This window comes from Pokkaliibacter sp. CJK22405 (assembly GCF_046614695.1).
Lineage (GTDB): Bacteria > Pseudomonadota > Gammaproteobacteria > Pseudomonadales > Balneatricaceae > Pokkaliibacter.
Genome location: NZ_JBKKHQ010000008.1, coordinates 1 through 18,644, shown reverse-complemented (window position 1 = coordinate 18,644; position 18,644 = coordinate 1). Strand labels below are relative to the sequence as shown.

At 54.9% G+C, this 18,644-nt stretch carries 19 protein-coding genes; all 19 read right to left on the bottom strand.

Annotated features, from left to right (window positions below):
* Positions 1–25: 25 nt before the first annotated feature.
* A complete protein-coding gene (locus ACKC9G_RS04630) occupies positions 26–1,189 on the bottom strand; it encodes an acyl-CoA reductase (protein ID WP_411403762.1) in 1,164 nt (387 codons plus the stop codon).
* The gene (locus ACKC9G_RS04625; protein ID WP_411403761.1) at positions 1,186–2,295 is read right to left on the bottom strand and encodes an acyl-protein synthetase; all 1,110 of its coding nucleotides are present in this window, start codon (positions 2,293–2,295) and stop codon (positions 1,186–1,188) included. Before ACKC9G_RS04625 ends, ACKC9G_RS04630 begins: the two co-directional genes overlap by 4 nt.
* Positions 2,292–3,752 carry an AMP-binding protein gene (locus ACKC9G_RS04620; RefSeq protein WP_411403760.1) on the bottom strand — a complete coding sequence of 487 codons (1,461 nt, stop codon included), beginning with the start codon at positions 3,750–3,752 and terminating at the stop codon, positions 2,292–2,294. The genes ACKC9G_RS04625 and ACKC9G_RS04620 overlap by 4 nt, the downstream gene beginning before the upstream one ends.
* On the bottom strand, positions 3,749–4,501 hold the full coding sequence (locus ACKC9G_RS04615) for an SDR family NAD(P)-dependent oxidoreductase (protein ID WP_411403759.1): 753 nt from the start codon (positions 4,499–4,501) through the stop codon (positions 3,749–3,751). The genes ACKC9G_RS04620 and ACKC9G_RS04615 overlap by 4 nt, the downstream gene beginning before the upstream one ends.
* Positions 4,501–4,740 carry an acyl carrier protein gene (locus ACKC9G_RS04610; protein ID WP_411403758.1) on the bottom strand — a complete coding sequence of 80 codons (240 nt, stop codon included), beginning with the start codon at positions 4,738–4,740 and terminating at the stop codon, positions 4,501–4,503. Before ACKC9G_RS04610 ends, ACKC9G_RS04615 begins: the two co-directional genes overlap by 1 nt.
* Positions 4,741–4,809: 69 nt before the next feature.
* On the bottom strand, positions 4,810–5,424 hold the full coding sequence (locus ACKC9G_RS04605; RefSeq protein ID WP_411403757.1) for a hypothetical protein: 615 nt from the start codon (positions 5,422–5,424) through the stop codon (positions 4,810–4,812).
* Positions 5,421–6,449 (bottom strand): UDP-2,4-diacetamido-2,4,6-trideoxy-beta-L-altropyranose hydrolase, encoded by a 1,029-nt coding sequence (pseG, locus tag ACKC9G_RS04600; RefSeq protein WP_411403756.1) that lies wholly within the window; start codon positions 6,447–6,449, stop codon positions 5,421–5,423. The genes ACKC9G_RS04605 and pseG overlap by 4 nt, the downstream gene beginning before the upstream one ends.
* A 3-nt stretch (positions 6,450–6,452) precedes the next feature.
* Positions 6,453–7,502: a pseudaminic acid synthase gene (gene pseI / locus ACKC9G_RS04595; RefSeq protein WP_411403755.1), complete on the bottom strand. Its 1,050-nt coding sequence runs from the start codon at positions 7,500–7,502 to the stop codon at positions 6,453–6,455.
* Complete coding sequence (pseF, locus tag ACKC9G_RS04590; RefSeq protein WP_411403754.1) at positions 7,499–8,203, bottom strand: pseudaminic acid cytidylyltransferase; 705 nt, start codon at positions 8,201–8,203, stop codon at positions 7,499–7,501. Before pseF ends, pseI begins: the two co-directional genes overlap by 4 nt.
* 36 nt (positions 8,204–8,239) lie before the next feature.
* Positions 8,240–9,400, bottom strand: a complete 1,161-nt coding sequence (gene pseC, locus ACKC9G_RS04585) for a UDP-4-amino-4,6-dideoxy-N-acetyl-beta-L-altrosamine transaminase (protein ID WP_411403753.1) — start codon at positions 9,398–9,400, stop codon at positions 8,240–8,242.
* The gene (pseB, locus tag ACKC9G_RS04580) at positions 9,397–10,383 is read right to left on the bottom strand and encodes a UDP-N-acetylglucosamine 4,6-dehydratase (inverting) (protein WP_411403912.1); all 987 of its coding nucleotides are present in this window, start codon (positions 10,381–10,383) and stop codon (positions 9,397–9,399) included. Before pseB ends, pseC begins: the two co-directional genes overlap by 4 nt.
* 12 nt (positions 10,384–10,395) lie before the next feature.
* Positions 10,396–13,302: a 6-hydroxymethylpterin diphosphokinase MptE-like protein gene (locus ACKC9G_RS04575; protein WP_411403752.1), complete on the bottom strand. Its 2,907-nt coding sequence runs from the start codon at positions 13,300–13,302 to the stop codon at positions 10,396–10,398.
* 108 nt (positions 13,303–13,410) lie between these two features.
* Positions 13,411–13,737 carry a hypothetical protein gene (locus tag ACKC9G_RS04570; protein ID WP_411403751.1) on the bottom strand — a complete coding sequence of 109 codons (327 nt, stop codon included), beginning with the start codon at positions 13,735–13,737 and terminating at the stop codon, positions 13,411–13,413.
* Positions 13,721–14,173 (bottom strand): flagellar export chaperone FliS, encoded by a 453-nt coding sequence (fliS, locus tag ACKC9G_RS04565; protein ID WP_411403750.1) that lies wholly within the window; start codon positions 14,171–14,173, stop codon positions 13,721–13,723. Before fliS ends, ACKC9G_RS04570 begins: the two co-directional genes overlap by 17 nt.
* Before the next feature lie 17 nt (positions 14,174–14,190).
* Positions 14,191–15,630, bottom strand: coding sequence for a flagellar filament capping protein FliD (fliD, locus tag ACKC9G_RS04560; RefSeq protein WP_411403749.1), 1,440 nt, complete (start codon positions 15,628–15,630; stop codon positions 14,191–14,193).
* Between the two features lie 25 nt (positions 15,631–15,655).
* Positions 15,656–16,048: a flagellar protein FlaG gene (locus ACKC9G_RS04555; protein ID WP_411403748.1), complete on the bottom strand. Its 393-nt coding sequence runs from the start codon at positions 16,046–16,048 to the stop codon at positions 15,656–15,658.
* 83 nt (positions 16,049–16,131) lie between these two features.
* Entirely contained in the window at positions 16,132–16,956 is an 825-nt protein-coding gene (locus ACKC9G_RS04550; RefSeq protein WP_411403747.1) for a flagellin domain-containing protein, read from the bottom strand.
* Between the two features lie 486 nt (positions 16,957–17,442).
* Complete coding sequence (locus ACKC9G_RS04545) at positions 17,443–18,267, bottom strand: flagellin (protein WP_411403746.1); 825 nt, start codon at positions 18,265–18,267, stop codon at positions 17,443–17,445.
* A 245-nt stretch (positions 18,268–18,512) separates the two neighbouring features.
* The coding region (locus tag ACKC9G_RS04540; RefSeq protein WP_411403911.1) for a flagellin at positions 18,513–18,644 on the bottom strand (132 nt) is incomplete at its 5' end.

Sequence of the window (18,644 nt, the reverse complement as noted above, 5' to 3'; positions counted from 1 at the left end):
GCGGCGTACTTTTTCAGCGCAAGCGCTATCGCAGCAACCGGGCCAGACTCAGCAGTAATGAATGGCCATCCCAAACAGGGTCAAACACCAGCGCCTGCCCGACTGGCTCAATGCGGTCCAGCCCCGGCACGGCCTCGCTGAGTGCCCAGTCCACCAACGCCTCACGGCTACCGCCAATAAAGGTCAGAGTCTGATGCCAGGGGCGAAGCTCCGTTGCCAGTGACGCCAGCTGCTCAATCTGCCATTCGAAGATCACGCCCTGAGCAGGATGCCGTGCTTCCTGCGCCTGATTCAGCCCCGACACGGGCAACCGCACAAAAGCGCCGCTTTGTTGCCAGGGTGCGCTAATCAGCCCGTCCATCGTCAGGGATTGCAGCTGCAACAGGCGCTCCAGCGCACCGGCCTCGTCTATGGGGTAGCGGCTGGCAGCGGCAGAATCTTTAGCGCTTTTCTCGGCAATCACCGACCAGAAGCGCGCCTGTGCCTGACGGTTATCCTCGTCGTTGCCAAGCCAGATCAGGGTACGTGGCGAGGCGCAGCCCTGCTGGGCAAACTCCAGCGTATCGCGGATAAAGCCTTCGGCCCAGCGCATCTCCTGATCTGCCAGCAGCTCAGCGGAATGGATCAGGCAGAGGGAATGTTTATGCCCCATCAGCAACTCGGTGCAGTGCGCAGCTTTGGGTAACTGCGACAACTGCGCCAGCGTCTGATTACTGCCCCAGAACACCCGCACATCGGCGCACGCCAACTGCCGCAGCCACTGCGGGTCGTCATAATCACAGCGCAGTAAGCGCAATCTGGCGAGAGCGCTCTGCCATTGCGTGTGCTGATTCAGGGTATTCAGCATCGTCAGCAGCAGGCGCTCATCCTCACTTTCACGGGAGGATAAGCGCACCGTCACTACATTGCCCATCCACAGTGCCAGTAAGGACACGTAGATAAAAAGCGTATCGACGTTGCCCGGCGCCACTTGTAGCACATGACCACGGGGGCGAAGCCGCTGGCCCGCGACCAGCGTTTTCATCTGCTTAAGGTGGGCAGGACGCAGCCAGAAACCGAGTGCCTTGAGCGATGCCGACGGGCTCGCCATACAGAGGGACGACAGTTCCGCCAGCAGCGCTTCGACCGTATTATCCAGTGACCTTTGCGGCGTGACCGCACCCGCCTGCGAAGGAAATAGCCAGTTCATACAGCCGCCTCCGCTACAGGTGACGGCGCGGATGGCGTTGCCACGGTATCGCTGCAACCCCGGACTTCTGCACGCGGCACTCGGCCCGCCACCTCGAAATAGCGACCCTGACGACCGCAAGGGCAATCATCTTCCCCAAGCCAGCGACCGCGATCTTCCGTCAGTAAGACATGACCGGGGTAGCTTTCCGGCAGTGCCGAAAGCACTTCAATCACGCCGGTGGCTCCCGCGGGCAACGCCTGCCCCGTCAGCGCATCGCGGATAATCACATCGGCAAAGACCGGCGTGTGCAGATGGCCGTGTTCACACTCGACAAACACCGAGCCGACCTGCTCGACCATGCCGTAGAAGTTATGGATATTGCCAACGCCCAGATGCTGGCGTGCGGCAGTCTTGAAGGTGGGGTTATCCACCGCCTGATCCTGCAGTTTTTTCCAGCCACCGCTGTGGATCAGCACGCCGCCGTTGTCCGGCAGCGCTTTACCTGCCTTGTGTAATTTCTCGATCAGCTGCCAGACCATAAAGGTGAAGCCGAACATCAGCACAGGCGCCTGCTGCCAGCGCGCAAAAAAGGCATCAATCACTTCCCAGTTGGGGGTTAGATCCTCATTCAGCGCATAGACAGGCTGGCGTCCAAAAATCAGCATGCCCTGAATACCCGCGCCCCGGGCGGAAAACTGCGTGCGGTCCTGAATGACGCCGGGGTGATCAATAATCAGCATCGGTCGGCGTTCACGCCCCAGCCATTCCTGCATGATGCGCACCAGCGCCTTGGACTGATAACCCGCCGTGGTCTTATCAAGAATAATCCGCGAAACCTGCTGCGAGGTGGTGCCGGAGGACGTCAGCACACGAAACTGCTCCTCATCCGCAATGCTTTTCAGCGCTTTCTCTTTGAAGAGGCGTACCGCCAGTGGATAAAAATCTTCTCGCTGATGGCTCAGCTCTGGCGTATTCAGTACTGACAACAAGCGCTGATAGGGTTCGCAGTAGGCGCGATGATGCAGCGTCAGCTGATTAAGCCGGTTGACCAGCCACGTCTGTTTTTGCGCATGAGGCCAGTCATACACCGGAATATCGAGGGATAGCGGTTCACGGTTCGTCATGGCGCTGCCTTCTCGTTGGCGGCACGCAGCGCCTGATAGTCGAGTTTGCCGTTGGCGTTATAGGGCAGACTGGCCACGGCATTAACGCGAATCACACTGGGGTGAAAACTCAGCACGGAGGCAAAGGCCGCGGCGTCAGGCATGCTTTCAGCCTCAGGCAAAGCTGCAGCATTATGAACGCTTGCAGCGCCCTGCGCTACCCACCAGATGTCCAGCCGCTGATCTTCACCGGTACAGGCCAGCGCAGCCTCTGGCCAGTGCTGGCGCAGACGGCTTTCAACCTCATCCAGACTGACCCGCAAACCAAAGAGCTTAATAAAACGCTTCTTGCGCCCGACGATATAAAACAGCCCCGCCGCATTACGACAGGCAATATCACCGGTGTGCAGCGCCTCAAGCTCAGCGCCTTTGCCAAGTTCATCCCGCGACTGGGCGTAACCCATCATCACATTCGGGCCACGGTATACCAGCTCGCCGGGCTCATCAGTGCCTGTCACCGGCTGGCCGTTTTCCTCAAGGCTCAAACTACCCCCCGGAATCGCCACGCCAATGCACTGCGGATACGCAGCAGACTGCTCCCATGGCAGATAGCTGATCCGCGCGCTGGCTTCGGTTTGCCCGTACATGGGGATAAAACGCCGCTCACCCTTGTCGCAGGTGCTGGCTTCACAGAATGCGCGCCAGTGCAGAATTTTCTCTGGCGCAAGGCGTCCACCGGCCTGAGTCAGGGTTCTGAGTGAAGGCAAGGCCATGCGCTCAAAACGCAGACGCTCGAGCATTTCATAGTGATAAGGCACGCCCGGCAGGCTGGTAAGCCTGGCTTCCTTGCAGAAATTCCAGAACTCCCGCGCCATCATCGAATCTGCCGTCAGCAGCAAGGTCGCCCCTACAGCAAGATGAGAATTGATGACCGACAGGCCATAGGAGTAGGACATCGGCAGGTGGCACAGAGGCCGCTCGCTGGCATCGAGCGCCAGATATTCAGCAATAGCGCGGGCATTAGCATTGAGATTGCCATAGCTCAGGCGCACCTGTTTGGGGGAGCCGGTACTGCCAGAAGTGGACAGCAGTACCGCAAGTTCAGAATGAATCTGCGCGCCCGAGCTGTCGGAATGGGTCAGACGTTCAGGCATCTTCGCGTGCCGTGGATCAATCAGCCAGTCGGGCTGATAGGTTTCGAGCAACGCTGCCAGTGACGCCTCATCCAGAGTGGCCGGTTGCAGCATCACCGCGCGGCGACTGCGCCAGCACGCCACATAGGCAATCAGCGCGGTCAACGAGTTATCGGCAACCAGCACCACCAGCTCTTTAGTACCTGTTGCAGCCTGGGGGAAATAGCTATCCGCCGCCTCTGCCAGCGCCTGATAGGTCAGCACCTCACCGGCAGGGGTGATCACCGCCTGTTGTTCGGCATAGTCTGACCAGTCAGCGCACAGGTCGCGGTTTAAGCTGTTCACAGGCGCAGGCCTCCATCGACGCCAATCACCTGCCCCGTCACATAGCGGGCATCGTCGCTGGCGAGAAAGCTCACCATCGCCGCAACTTCGTCGGCCTCACCGGCACGACCCAGGGGAATACGCTCGATCACCTGTTGCAGGCGCTCGCCTTCATAGTGGCGGGTAAGATCAGTGGCGATAAAACCGGGAGCGACGGCATTCACCCGAATGCCATTCGGCGCCAGCTCTCGGGCCAGCGCCAGCGTCAGCCCTTCAATCGCCGCTTTGGTCGCGCAATAGGCTGACTGCCCCGCCGCGCCCTGCTGCGCTACCGCGCTGGAGAAATTGATAATGCTGCCTTGCTTGCCGCGCGCCATCAGCCGTGAGCCGTACTGACAGCACAGGCGCGTACCCTCGACATTCACCTGCCAGAGCTTTTGCGCATCGGCAGCGCGGGTCATGGCAAGGGGCGCCTCGGTCATGATGCCCGCCGCGTTCACCAGTACATCCAGCCGACCGTGGGCTTTGTGTATGCGCTGAAAAACACTTTTCAGCGCGGCTTCATCCGTGACATCGGCAACGGCGATGTGCAATCGCAAAGAATCATCAGGCAAACCTGCCTGTTCTCGCTGAGCCTTGCCTGCCTGTGTCAGGGAGTCTTCATCGCGCCCCAGCATCCAGACGCTGTAATTCGCTGCCAGCAATCGCGTGACAACGGCAAAACCCAGCCCACGGCTGGCGCCTGTTACCAACGCAATGCCAGCAGACATCAGCCGTTCACTCCGTACTTGGCAAGAATCTCGCGGGCTTTGGCCACCGAACTCATATCGATGATGTCATCGGTATCAAGCATGACATCGTAGGTGGCTTCCAGCTCAGCGATCAGAATCATGTGCGCCGTGGAATCCCACGCCGGAATGGTGTTGTAAGCCAGCTCATCGCTGATGGTATCGAGGGGCACATTCAGCGCCTTGGCAAAAACCTCATGCAGGGAGGCAATATCGCTCATGGAGATTTTCCTCTTGGCCGCACAAGCTCAACACTGAACGGCAGACAAAACGTATCAGAGCAGGCTAATTCAGCGCACTCTACTTAGTAAAGCTTTGATTTTATTGGCTTTAGTATAAGCATCACGGTCAAGCCGCTGCACCACATGACGATAAGGCAACTCAGGCGTTGCCTCCACCCAGCGCTCCACCTCGTACCCCATGCTGTCATTGAAGCGCTGCGCCGTGGTATTGGCCTCCAGCACACGCGCCCAGAGCACAATCTTGTCATTGAGGCTGAAGCACCAGTCATTCAGTGCCATAGCCGGCGCAAAGGCCAGCATCGGACTGGCCGGAGGGCTTATCTCACCTGTCGCCGCGGGCATCGGTGGTACACGATAAATCGCCGCTTCCAGATGCTGACTCAGCGCCAGTGGCTGATCATCCATACTGCTCACGCTGGCCACCGCCAGCGGATCATCTCCGTAAAAGGCGACAAAGAGCGTTAAATCCTCGCGCGTTTTCAGCTTTTCCACCCAACGCTGATGCTGCTCAGCACTGATCACCTCCTGGGTAAACATGTGCTGGCGCACGCTTTCATGGTTTCGCCACTGCCGGACGTGTTCGATAAAAGCAGGCTGCTCGGCAATCAAACCAAGAAAAGGCACCAGCCGAACACGATAGGCTTCCAACACGCTGTGCATCATCGCGCAATGGCCTCCTGCATCAGGGCCGCGACACGCCGCGCGCCCTGTCCATCAATAATGCCGTGAGCCGCCTTTTGCATGAGCTGCCGCCTGGTGGTGTTTTCCAGCAGATGGCTCGCGGTAGCCACCGCCTCAACAAGCGCGCCTTCACTTCGCGCATCAAAACTCTGGCACCAGCCTTTGTCCTGATGCCAGTGTGCGGAGGCAAGCTGATTATCCGCCACGATTAACAGCACGCTCGGAATCTGCCAGTACGCCAGTTCATGCAGCGTCGAGCCTGCAGCGGTGAGTGCCAGCTGGCTGCGCGCCAGCACCGGCGTCAGGCTCGGCAAATCATGGTGATGAATAAAGCCCAGCGCCTCGCAACGTGCGGCAATCTCAGGCGCATTTTCAACGCCCGGCCCCGTCACCACTTCCACCGGCGTCGTTATCCCGGCCCTGCCTAGTAGCTCAATCACCGGCAGTGTCAGGCCAAAAGCATCGGTCGCGCCAAAGTTCACAAACAGAGAGCGGCAATCATCGGCTGGAGTCGGTGGCTGCCAGTAGTCCTCACGCAGCAGCACGTAATCAAGGCCTGCCAGTACGCGCGCCTGACCGTAGTCGTCTTCTTGCGCGAGAGCCGTGCTGTTCAGCACCCAGTCGACATGGGCTTCTTCAGCGGCAAAGAGATCATCAATCCACAGTACCCGACAGGCGGGATGAAGGCCCGCCGTCAGCTGTTGCCGATAGGTAGCACTAAAGTGATAGCCATCCAGCACCAGCCAGTCGGCATTTAAAGAGCGCGCCAGCGCGATTGTCGCTTCAGCATCTGCCGTGGAGGAAGGTTCGACCGCCAAGGCGTAGGGCTGAATACCGAGGGATACCAGCCGTTGCTGCAAGCCTTGCGGGCCTTCGGCAAAACACCAGAAAACCGCAGACTCGCAGTTAGAGGAGAGAGCAAGGCAGGCTTGTGCCAGCGCCATGGATCGCAACCAGTGGCCGCCGCCCATCCGTCCTGAGGCATCTACCCGGAAAAGCACACGCATGGGTCAGTCCAGCATTGACCAGTCGAGTGGCTCGCCCTTGGCAACGCCACGGCGCAGGGTTCGCCCGAGCACCGAGTCGCGGTATTTGGGTGCCAGCCCAAGGCCCGGGCGGATAATCTTGATATGGGCCTCGCTCAGCACCTCGCCTTCGGCAAGGTCGGTGGCGATATAGATAGAGCGGCGGTATTTCTTTGAGACTTCATCCGCCTCGCTGCCACCATAACGCACCTGCCCAAGGGCTTTGGCCGCATTGGCCGATTCGCGCACCAGCGTTGCGAACTCTTCAGGCTCAAGCGAAAACACCGAGTCCACACCGCCTTCAGAGCGATCCAGCACAAAGTGCTTTTCAATCACGCAGGCTCCGTGAGCCACCGCGACCAGCGGCGCCGCCAGCCCAAGGGTGTGATCCGACAGCCCGACCGGGCAATTAAACAGCGCCGACATGTGCGGCAGTGTCAGGAGATTCGCCTCCTCCACCGGCGCGGGATAGGCGCTGGTGCATTTGAGCAATACCAGATGCTGGCACCCTGCTTCCCGCGCGGCACGTACCGACTCTTCCAGCTCACCGGCACTGGCCATGCCAGTCGACATAATCATGGGTTTGCCGGTACTGGCAATCTTGCGAATCAGCGGCAGATCAGTGTTTTCAAAGGAGGCGACCTTGTAGCAAGGGACGTCGAGGGTTTCGAGAAAGTCCACGGCACTGGCATCAAAGGGCGTACTAAAGGCCAGTACACCATGCTCGCGCGCACGGTCAAACAGGGCCTTATGCCATTCCCACGGCGTGTGTGCCTTGTGGTAAAGCTGATGCAGGGTGTTGCCCTTCCAGAGGTTATCCGCATCGGCGATCAGAAACTCGGGGCGGTCAACATCGAGCGTCATGGTATCGGCGGTGTAGGTTTGCAGCTTGATGGCATGAGCGCCTGCCTTGGCGGCAGCATCGACCATCGCCAGCGCCTTATCCAGCGACTGATCATGGTTGCCCGATAGCTCGGCGATAACAAAAGGCTCGTGGCCTGGGCCAATATGATGTTTGCCAATCTGAAAGGTCATGATGTGCGCTCTGCCTGAAGGATCTCATAGAGTATTTCGGCACGACGCCAATCTTCTGGAGTATCAATATCCTGAACTTCCCACGCGGGCAGCTCAATCGGGATAGAGTGCGGGCTGAACATCAGCACATTGTCAGCAAGGGCCTGACGTCTGGACCAGTAAAACTGGCCGGCATCATGAAACACGGGAGGCAAATCCTGACTGCGCGTGCCCATGTGTTCGGGGAACAGCATTCGCACGCCCTGCCCTTCACTGACCAGTGAACGCATCACCGGATAACCATAGCGCCCGACCGAAAAAGCGTGGGACATTTCGGGTGCCTGCGCCAACGCCTCAAACGCCGCGCGAACCCGCTCAGCACGAATCAGCGGCGCAGTGGCATAAATGCAGCAGACGTAGTCAATAGCAACGCCGCTGTGCTCAAGCTCGCGCAGTGCATGGTTCACCACCGCCCCTGTGCCGGTGAAATCATCAGACAGGTCAGCAGGCCGGACAAAGGGCACCTCGGCACCGCAGGTGCGAGCAACCTCGGCGATTTCTTCATCATCCGTCGACACCAGTACGCGGTCGCAAACGCCGCTATCGAGCGCCGCCTGAATGGAATAACTGATCAGCGGACGACCGGCAAAAGGACGAATATTTTTACGGGGAATTCGCTTGCTGCCACCACGGGCAGGAATCACAGCCACTCGGGAACTCATCACATCAGCGCCTTGTGGTTAATCGAAAGGAAAGATTCAGGTGTGCTCAAAAAACGCCCGGATCACCGCCACCACCTTGTCCTGCTCGGCATCGGTCAGCCCGACGTACAGCGGTAAAGTCAGGCACCGGCGATAGTACTCTTCCACCTGTGGACAATACCCCTGCGAGAAGCCCAGCTGTTGATAATAGGGTTGCCAGTAAATCGGGATGTAGTGGATTTGCACACCAATGCCTGCCGCCTGACAGGCCTGATACAAGCCAAGACGCCGATCGGCGTCATTAAGCTGAATAACGTAGAGATGCCAGGAGCTTTCTGTGCCCTCAATTGCAGAGACCGGCGCCAGGGTCAGCGGCAAGTCCGCCAGTAACTGCCGATAGCGAGCGGCCAGCCGCCGACGCTCCGCCAGAATACTGTCCAGACGCGTGAGCTGACTTAACCCCAGCGCAGCTTGCATATCCGTCAGCCGGTAATTGAAACCCAGCGCTTCCTGTTCGTAATACCACGGAGGCAATTCGCCGGAGGCAACACGCGCTGCATCTTTCACGATGCCATGGGTGCGCAGTTTACGTACCCGAGCATCCAGCCACTCATGTGGCGTCAGCACGGCTCCACCTTCAGCGGTGGTGATCATTTTCACCGGATGAAAACTGAAGATCGCCGCATCCGACCAGCGACATTCGCCCACCTTGGCGCTGTGACAATCGGCCCCTACCGCATGGGAGGCATCTTCAATCAGCGCAATGCCGTAACGCTGACACAGGGTATGCAGCAACTGCATATCTGTCGGCAGCCCGGCGAAGTGAACCGTAATCAGTGCTTTGGGCAGTTGTTGCCGGGCATGCGCTTGCGCCAGTTTCTCTTCGAGAAGCGGCAGACTGATGCTTAGGGTCGCAGGATCAATATCGACAAAATCGACACCAGCACCGCAATAAAGGGCGCAGTTGGAAGAGGCGACAAAAGAAAGAGGACTGGTCCAGAGCACATCCCCCGGCCCCATACCGAGCGCAAGGCATACCAGATGCAGTGCCGAGGTGGCAGAGTTAACGGCGCAGACGTGTGTCGCGCCGGTATAACCTGCCAGCGCCGCCTCAAAGGCAGGCACTTGCGCGCCCTGGGTCAAATGCTGGTGGCGCAGAACATCAACAACGGCGTTGATGTCCTCTTCGGTCAGCTGATGGCGACCATAAGGGATCACAGCAGAGCCTTAAGCGCATCAATATCCAGAAAGTCCGGATTGGTACCGGAGTGATACTCAAAGCCATCTGCAACAGGCTGGCCCTTCTCGCCCAGACGGTTGGTGTGGTAATCCAGCTCGCGATCAAAAAAGGCGATGGCCGGGGTAATCACATAGTGGTCATGGAATTCGAGGGTCTGGTGCGAGACTTCACCGGGCACCATGATTTCGTGCAGTTTCTCGCCGGGACGAATACCGATGTCGTCATAATCACGGCTGCCGGTCATGGCTTCGACCAGATCAACAACACGCATGGAAGGAATTTTGGGAATAAAGATTTCACCGCCGTGCATGCGATCAAAGTTCTTGATAACAAAATCGACGCCCTGCTCAAGGGTAATCCAGAAGCGTGTCATTTCAGGATGCGTGACCGGCAGGCGCTCACGCCCTTCTGCGACCAGCTTCTGATAAAGCGGCACCACAGAACCGCGTGAGCCCGCAACGTTGCCGTAGCGCACGACGGAGAAACGCGGACCATCACGACCGGACATGTTATTTCCGGCCACAAAAAGCTTATCCGAGGCAAGCTTGGTCGCACCGTAGAGGTTGATCGGGTTGGCGGCCTTATCCGTGGAGAGCGCAATCACGCGCTTGATACCTGCCGCAATCGCCGCCTCCACCACATTCTGACCACCAATGATGTTGGTCTTGATGCACTCCATCGGGTTGTATTCCGCCGCTGGCACCTGCTTCAGGGCGGCAGCGTGAACGACATAGTCGATGCCGTTCATCGCGACTTTCAGGCGGTCCAGATCACGCACATCACCGATAAAAAAGCGCATGCGGCTATCCGGGAAGACCTGCCCCATCTCGTACTGTTTCAGCTCATCGCGGGAGTACACCACGACTTTACTGGGGTTGTAATGCTCGAGCAGACGTCTGACAAAGGCATGCCCGAAGGAGCCGGTGCCCCCTGTGATTAATACGGACTTGTTATTAAACATCGACATTCCTCGTCACCAGTTGGGGTTGAACGCCGGAGTGCGCTCCACGCGATCAGGGTCCTGACGGTAATCTTCAAAGCTTTCCCGCAAGTAGCGCTTCCAGATTTCCAGGCCTTCACGAACCACGTCCATGCATGCCTCTTCATCATTGCTAAGGTTAGCCATCTTGATAAGCAGTGAGGAGACATACGACATGCTTCCCCAATAAAGATAGTAGAACAGCGAGTTTTGATTGAGATAGGTAATCTCAATACGCTGGCGCTGCTCATGAATCATCTTGTCCAGTGCTTCGCGACTATCAGGCGCCTGCTCATCCAGCCACTCCAGCATGGAAGCCATATCCTCAGCTAACTGCTCCTCGCTGAACTTGTCAGCAAAAGGCGCCGCGCGGCGCGCGCACTCAGCAGGGTCAGCAAAGGCATCACTCATAAGCTTCTGCACGATATAGGACGGCTTTTGATCCTGCTCTGGCAGCTCAAGTGCTGAAAGAGGTAATGGAATCGCACCGTCAATCGCAGCACCGTCCGAGCAGTTATGGCAGGTCGCCGTCGGGAAGGAAGCAAGCGCACGACTCAGACTCTTGGCCGAAACACTGAACTCATGTTTGGTGAAGACAAAATCCGCGAAGTTACCCCGAACGGTTTGCAGGCCATGCTCACGAACATAATCGTAGGTTTCCTTGGTCTGCCCTGCGGCATCCTTCACATAGTAATCCGACAGTGACGAGTGGTGTTTACCAATCTGGCGATAACCAAGATCGACTCCCATCAAATACAGATTTTTGAATCCCATGGTGAGCGCCATGGAAAGCGCTGCATTCGAGACTGTGGGATAAGCATGGTTGACTGACAGAAACTCATCTTCAGGAAAAAAGGGAGCCTGTTGATAGGCGTGAGCCGAGGCTTCGCCATTTTTGAATGCCATCGCAGTGGCACCAAACAGGCTCGCGGTATCCGGATGCACACCACTGATAGTGAGCATGGTGATTTTTTTCAGCCAGTCCGGATCCTTGATGGATGAAATCCAGCTGTAGGTATTGAAGTTCTGCTCTACCTCAGCGTGAAAGTCCGGAGTAATGCCGCTCACATACAAAGGCTTTAGCGCGGTACCGCAGGAGATAAGAATAAAGCGGTCGCGATTGGCTTTTAGAAAATCAATGCAGTGATCCAGCGATGGGCCATTGCCGACGATGACCACCGGGTAATCGTTATAGTCCGCCATCGTTTTGGCCACATCCGCTCGTGCCATGTGCACCAGTTCACGCTCAAAGCAGCCTTTCATATGGGACAGACCATAGCGGACATGGTCCACATACTCGCCCATGGACACCACCACCTTGAACTCATGCCGCAGATCGAAAGCCGCCTGCTGCATCACCGGATGGTGATAGACCGGATAAATATAGGTATTAACAATGTTATAAGGGCCGATGCGATAGAACTGGCTGAGCAGATCAGACATGAGGTTAGAGCCATCATCCCCAAGGTTCAGGAAAAGCGAGGATTTGGTCTCATCCACACGCTCCAGAATCTCGCGCCAATCCAGCACATAAAGCGAGGCGTAGAAAAAGTCGTGATTCGGCTCGCAGAGATACAGGTGGTTAATCTGCGTAGCTTCCAGCAGATCCCTCAACTGATAGCCCAGCGCCATACCGAAAAGCACCATACAGTTGACGCGCTCAGGCAACTTCTCTGTTTTTGCGCCTTTATCAGTAAAGAGCTGGCGAAGTTCGCGAACAAAACGGAAGTGACCGTAGTGAGCAAGCTTGCCGCCCGTTACATTGAGAAGAACATCATCTTTGTTCGGGAAGTTCTGAAAATGCTCAAAATGCGCATCAGACTCGCCCTCAGGATTTCTGCCGTAGAGCGATACGCCCCGCCCCTCATGAAAAAGGTTCCACTGCAGCTGATCATCCAGAAAGAGATGCCATGCCTGTGGGCGATACTGAAAGAAGCCTTCGGCAATCTGCGGATAGTATTCAGAAAAGACGGCCATGTTCTGCGCATACTGCATTTTGGCCTGTTGCCAACGTTGCTGAAGCTCATCCACAGCAATATCAGCCGTTGCCAGATACTCCACAGGCACGGCACGGGGCGAGACTTCATCCCACAAATGGCCAAAGGGATGAACTTCGATCCGGCCCGCCATCAGGTCATCCCAGCGGTAATAAGCGGAGACCACATACTGATAAAGCGCATCCATCTGAGGATGGCTGTAGTGGCGATAGACCCAGGCATGCTCAAGACCATGGGCCTCTTTCAGTGCCAGCAGATCGGCATCCAGAGTTTCGGCATTATTGCCGATCTGTAAATACACCTGCTTTCCCTGCTCCACACATCGACTCAGGAACACATCCCAGTCAAAGGCATAGAGAGAGGCATTAAACACATCTTCGAGAGGTTCGTAGATCAACCAGCAATCGACATCATGCTGCTGACTCAGTACCTCAAGCTGATAGCCGAGCCCCATACCAAACATCAGCATCAGAGGGACATGTTCTGGCAGGCTGCGCCCGGCGTTTCTGTGCATCTGCCAGGCCTGGGGACTGATAAAGGGCACACCACGCTGCTGAATGGAGTCAGGCCCCTTGGGCAGTTCCTCTTCATTCAGAGCAATGCGATAGGCGCACTGCTGAAAGGCTGCGATTTCTTCAGCCACTTCGGATTTGGGATCAGCGGTATACCAGCAACGACCGGTGGCAAAATCGACCAGATTTGCCTGACTTTCGCGTGTACAAAAAATAGAGAGGCAATCATCACGCACCACATCATTAATGTGAGGTGCCAGATGGGGGAGATAGTTCAGGATGGCTTGAATGCTTCGGTTGCGTCGCTCGGAGAGCTGACCGGCCAGTACCTCCTCAAGCTCCGATTGCTCGGCATCATTAGGGAGAACCTGCTGGCTGATATTTCGAAGCATAGGAATATCTTATTTTAAAGGGTTGATTTCAAAGCACTTTTAGCACTTAACCTCAAACAAGCGACACCTAGAAGGATTCAGGCATTACGTCTTAAAAACTGATGAAAATCAACCTCTTTTCCGATAAGCCTTAAGCATCTTACCGCCTTTCATGGCTCGTTTAAGATCAACCTGGGTCTGCTTGAAACTGGCCTCTACCTGAGGCTGCCATTCGCGCAATGCCTGCTGAGATAACTCCAGCTGCTGCTTTTTCTGCCCCTGCAGTGATTCCCGACTCACCATAGCTTCAAGTAAACGCTGGTGAGTTGAGACGTAACCCTGGAGATCCTTCTCATCAAACTCCTGGGTACGCGTCAACTCGGTCAGATGATGACGCACTTCCTCAAGCGCCAGCAGCAAACTTTCGTCATCAAGCTGATCAGTCATCACGGACATTTGAAAGATGCTCCAATGCGCCCTTTTCTGCACGTAAGGCATAGCCTTCGAGCTTGGCGCTCTCCGGGATTTTATCCCAGCCGGTTTTAATGGGGATTAAAACGCGAATCGCTTCATCGATCTTACTGATGTCATTACTTATCATCGCGGAGGTCAGACGATCCACAATGAAGTCATACAACCGATAAAGATTGTCGGAAATTTCACCCACGCTCATATCCAGACAACCCTGAAGGGAATAGATAATAGAAACAGCCTTGGTGATGTGCTCACTCTTGCCTCTGATATCCTTTCGCTCAATACAGCCTTTAGCATAGGCCATTTTTTCAAGAGCGCCCTGGAACAGCATCTGGATAACCAAATGGGGATCAGAGTCAGAGGACAACGTATTCGTCACTCCGACTTTTTTATACGCTTCAATACCACGTTGATACATAGAGCCCTCCCGGACCGTTACAGACTGGCCAGCAGATTTAAAACATAAGAAGAGGACGAGTTCATTTCAGCCAGCGCCGTATCCAGCGCGGTATAGCGGGAACGCAGCGTACTTTCATAACTGGTCTGGCGATCGCTCAGATCAGTTTCCTGCTTGTTGAGATCATCCAGCTGGTCATTGTAAGTATCCGTCTTCTGATCAAGCAAACCGCCACGCTGGGTATACTGCTCCAGCAAGCTATCCATCTGGGTAGCAATACCGTTATCACCAGAAAACAGTGCAGCAATATCGTCGAAGTTATCTTCAAGAGCACTGCTCAAGCGATCTTCGCCGGATTCACCACCGTAACTGTTCGACGTCTCGATCTCCAGCTCGCCGTCCGAATTCATCGAAATACCCAGCGCATACAAAGTATTCAGCTGTGGCGATGCACCCTGAACCACATTGGAGACCAGACTCGCCATCTGGTTCATAAACCCACGAAGCGTCGCGTCACCCTGCAAAGCACCGCCATCGGTCAGTGCAGTACCTGAAGAACTGAAAGTCCCTGAAGAAGTTTGATCCTTCAGGGTGCTCATCATGGAGTTGTAACTGTCGACGAAGTCACGGATGTACTGTTCGATATCATCACTGTCAGTACCCACTTTCAGCGTTGAGGGGCTGTCAGTATCGGTAACGTCATTCAGCTCCAGGGTCACGTTAGCGATAACGTTTTCCATGGTGTTGGAATCGCTGTAGGCATCCACACCATCGATGGTGATATGCGCCTGCTGGGAATCCTTCAAAGACATGGTTGAACCACCACCCGAGGCCACCGTGGAGACCTTGTCCAACTCGGAGTTGTTGTTGGTGATGGTCAGGTTATTGGTCAGCGGATCTCCCGTCACGGAGGACGTAAAAACCAGCTTGGTACCAACGGTCGAATCACCGGTGTTGATGATGTTGGCATTAACACCGAAGTTGGACGCACTTTTGTTTATGGCGTCACGCAACTGACTGACCGTCATACCTGCAGTGACGTTGACATCAAAGGTCTCATCCCCTGCGGAAAAGGTCATCACACCATCAGTGGTGGAGACTACATCGCTGGAAGAAGAGAAGGTGCCATCCTGAGTGGTCGCCACAGAACCTTTAGCCAGACCCAGCACTTCGATCTTGTAATTACCGACGGAGGCAGAGCTGGTCGCCTCGGCAGTGAACGCCTCGATGTCGTCCGGGTTGGTTACGGTGGTCTGACGCTCAGACAGCGAATCGGCAGATTTCAGTTTTGCCAGCGAATCCTGAAAGGTTTCCAGTGCTGACTTAACCTGACTGACCGCAGAGAGCTGAACAGTAATAGCATCCTGTTTGTCAGAGATGGTCTGAAACTTGGAGTCATAGCTGGCAGAGACCAACTGAGTAACAAGACTCTCAAGGTCTAGACCGGAACCGACACCCAGTGAAGTTACTGTAGACATGGTATTACTCCTCAGCCCTGATCAATCAGGCTGTTTTGTTCAGCATTACGCCGGTGGCCTGACCCAGAGCGTCCTGCAAGTCTTTGATACGACTGGCCAGTGCCCGAACTTCTTCAGACGGAATTTCACGAATGACCTTACCCGTATCAGAGTCCATCACACTAATCACAGGAGTTTCTGTGCTGTCGTCGACACTGAACTGCAAGGAACGATTCTGAGACTGAATCATGGAGTTGATCTCATCCACAGAATCCTGCAATGACACTCCACTGTTGTTACCCACCACATCATTTGCAGCGCTATCGTCCTTAGACTGATCGGGTGCATTTGCAGGGTCTTTGACTGCGTTATCAGCCGCTATGGATTCGGGCATCTTTCCATAGCCCGCCCGGCTAATTCCTGAAGTTTCAATTTCCATACCAACTACCTCTTATTTACGTCAGTAAGAGCAGATAGTAAGGCCAGCTAAAAGCTCTGGCCCTACTTGATCTTACTTACTGATTAACCGAGCAACGACAGAGCGATCTGTGGTACCTGGTTAGCCTGGCTCAGAATGGAAGTACTGGCCTGTTGGATGATCTGGTTCTGAGTAAGGTTAGCAGTCTCAGAAGCGAAGTCAGTATCACGGATACGTGAACGGGCTTCAGAGACGTTCTCAACAATACTGCTCAGGTTACGAACGGTAGAGTCGAAACGGTTCTGAATCGCACCGAGGTCAGCACGCTTGCCATCGATGGTTTTGATTGCAGAGTCAATGCTAGCCAGCGCAGCAGAAGCCAGCGCCGCAGTAGAGATTGACAGTGAACCGATACCCAGGCCAGAAGCACCGAAACCGCCGGTCTGAGAAATGTTAACGCTAATGGTCTGACCTGCGTTGGCACCGACCAGGAACTTAGCAGAGAAAGTACCGTCCAGCAGGTTGGTACCACCGAACTGAGTGGTGGTCGAAATACGGCTAATTTCAGACTTCAGCGCAGTCACTTCTTTCTGCAATGCGGCACGGTCAGAGCTGGAGTTAATACCATTCTGAGACTGTACAGCCAGAGTACGGATACGCTGAAGTGCGGTGGTGGTTTCCTGCAAGGCGCCTTCAGCCACCTGAGCAACGGAAATACCATCATTCGCGTTAGAGATCGCCTGGTTCAGACCCTGAACCTGAGAAGTCATACGGTTAGAGATCTGCAGACCGGCAGCATCATCAGCAGCGCTGTTGATACGGTAACCGGAAGACAAACGCTCATAGGACGTTGACAGGGAGTTGGTGGAGTTCATCAACTGCCGCTGCGCATTCAACGATGACACGTTGGTGTTTACGTATAAGGACATGGTTAGCCTCCAAATTTAAACGCGGCCACTCCTACGTAGCCACAATAAAGACCGGAAAAACCGGTCAAATGTGCAACGAGACAGAGCCACTGTCTCATTACAAACTTCCTACCTAGATGGGTTAACGACCTCGATCTGAAGAACTTGAGAACTTTTTTCACAAGAGGCAAAGAATTGCCATAAAAGTGGCAACGGATGACGCTATCGGTGGCAAGAACCTGCCAGCTGCGAGATGAATCAGGGTGTGGAAGTGGGAGGTGAGACGGGGAAATGACTGGAGCGTTATAGCACAAAGTTTAATCAGGACGACGCGCTCGAAGTGGCACACGAACTGCATTAGAGGTCTTGCGAAACAAAAAAGGCCAAGTATTAACCTGGCCAATCGCATGCTCATCTTTAGGAGAGATCGAGCAACTGCCTGCTAACGGATCGGAAACTCCTACCTAAGCCTCCCCGATCTGTTAGCAGGTTTCTTTTTGCTGACTATTAGCCCAACAGCGACAGAGCAATCTGAGGTACCTGGTTAGCCTGGCTCAGAATGGAAGAGCTGGCCTGCTGGATAATCTGGTTCTGGGTCAGGTTCGCTGTTTCAGAAGCAAAGTCAGTATCACGAATACGTGAACGGGCTTCCGACACGTTCTCCACGATGCTGCTCAGGTTACGAACGGTCGATTCAAAACGGTTCTGAATCGCACCCAGGTCAGCACGCTTGCCATCAATGGTTTTAATCGCTGAGTCCAGCTGAGCCAGAGAAGCCGACGCCAGCGCCGTGGTCGAAATGGACAGCGTACCGATACCCAGACCTGATGCACCAAAGCCACCGGCCTGAGAGATATTCACACTGATAGTCTGGCCTGCGTTCGCACCCACCAGGAATTTGGCAGAGTAGCCGCCTTTCAGCAGATCAGTACCACCAAACTGGGTAGTCTGAGCAATACGGCTGATTTCCGCTTTCAGTGCGGTCACTTCTTTCTGCAGTGCTGCACGGTCAGAGCTGGAGTTGATGCCGTTCTGGGACTGAACTGCCAGAGTACGGATACGCTGCAGCGCAGTGGTGGTTTCCTGCAACGCGCCTTCAGCAACCTGTGCCACGGAGATACCGTCATTCGCGTTAGAGATCGCCTGGTTCAGACCCTGAACCTGGGATGTCATACGGTTAGAAATCTGTAAGCCCGCCGCGTCATCCTTGGCGCTGTTGATCCGGTAACCGGAAGACAGGCGCTCATAGGACGTGGACAGGGAATTGGTTGAATTCATCAGCTGACGCTGTGCATTCAAGGAAGAAGTATTGGTATTAACGTAAATAGACATTTTAGCTCTCCTAAATACTTTTTTAATCAGGTGCAAATGCATGCATCTTTCATATTTAGGTTATCGACCTTGCACAAACTTTCTTTAATTCTTTCTTTTAAGTTTTTACTAAGCAGACAATAAAAAAGCCAGGTAAAAACCTGGCTATACAAATAAAGACTTTAAGGAGACTTTCTTAATAAATAACTAACAAATCGGCGCTAAATAATAAAACGCGTCTTTAATCAGCGACCTTCAATCGACTATTAGCCTCCCAGCAGGGACAGGGCAATCTGTGGTACCTGGTTAGCCTGGCTCAGGATGGAAGAGCTGGCCTGCTGGATAATCTGGTTCTGGGTCAGGTTCGCTGTTTCAGAAGCAAAGTCAGTATCACGAAT

What these genes read in the sequence shown, in the direction of transcription:
- ACKC9G_RS04615 (WP_411403759.1), bottom strand. Translation starts at nt 4,501, where the DNA reads ATGTCTGCTGGCATTGCGTTGGTAACAGGCGCCAGCCGTGGGCTGGGT.
- pseI (WP_411403755.1), bottom strand. Translation starts at nt 7,502, where the DNA reads ATGACCTTTCAGATTGGCAAACATCATATTGGCCCAGGCCACGAGCCT.
- ACKC9G_RS04575 (WP_411403752.1), bottom strand. Translation starts at nt 13,302, where the DNA reads ATGCTTCGAAATATCAGCCAGCAGGTTCTCCCTAATGATGCCGAGCAA.
- ACKC9G_RS04545 (WP_411403746.1), bottom strand. Translation starts at nt 18,267, where the DNA reads ATGTCTATTTACGTTAATACCAATACTTCTTCCTTGAATGCACAGCGT.
- ACKC9G_RS04605 (WP_411403757.1), bottom strand. Translation starts at nt 5,424, where the DNA reads ATGATGCACAGCGTGTTGGAAGCCTATCGTGTTCGGCTGGTGCCTTTT.
- ACKC9G_RS04630 (WP_411403762.1), bottom strand. Translation starts at nt 1,189, where the DNA reads ATGAACTGGCTATTTCCTTCGCAGGCGGGTGCGGTCACGCCGCAAAGG.
- fliS (WP_411403750.1), bottom strand. Translation starts at nt 14,173, where the DNA reads ATGTATCAACGTGGTATTGAAGCGTATAAAAAAGTCGGAGTGACGAAT.
- ACKC9G_RS04610 (WP_411403758.1), bottom strand. Translation starts at nt 4,740, where the DNA reads ATGAGCGATATTGCCTCCCTGCATGAGGTTTTTGCCAAGGCGCTGAAT.
- ACKC9G_RS04555 (WP_411403748.1), bottom strand. Translation starts at nt 16,048, where the DNA reads ATGGAAATTGAAACTTCAGGAATTAGCCGGGCGGGCTATGGAAAGATG.
- ACKC9G_RS04570 (WP_411403751.1), bottom strand. Translation starts at nt 13,737, where the DNA reads ATGTCCGTGATGACTGATCAGCTTGATGACGAAAGTTTGCTGCTGGCG.
- ACKC9G_RS04550 (WP_411403747.1), bottom strand. Translation starts at nt 16,956, where the DNA reads ATGTCCTTATACGTAAACACCAACGTGTCATCGTTGAATGCGCAGCGG.
- pseB (WP_411403912.1), bottom strand. Translation starts at nt 10,383, where the DNA reads ATGTTTAATAACAAGTCCGTATTAATCACAGGGGGCACCGGCTCCTTC.
- fliD (WP_411403749.1), bottom strand. Translation starts at nt 15,630, where the DNA reads ATGTCTACAGTAACTTCACTGGGTGTCGGTTCCGGTCTAGACCTTGAG.
- pseF (WP_411403754.1), bottom strand. Translation starts at nt 8,203, where the DNA reads ATGAGTTCCCGAGTGGCTGTGATTCCTGCCCGTGGTGGCAGCAAGCGA.
- pseG (WP_411403756.1), bottom strand. Translation starts at nt 6,449, where the DNA reads ATGCGTGTGCTTTTCCGGGTAGATGCCTCAGGACGGATGGGCGGCGGC.
- ACKC9G_RS04625 (WP_411403761.1), bottom strand. Translation starts at nt 2,295, where the DNA reads ATGACGAACCGTGAACCGCTATCCCTCGATATTCCGGTGTATGACTGG.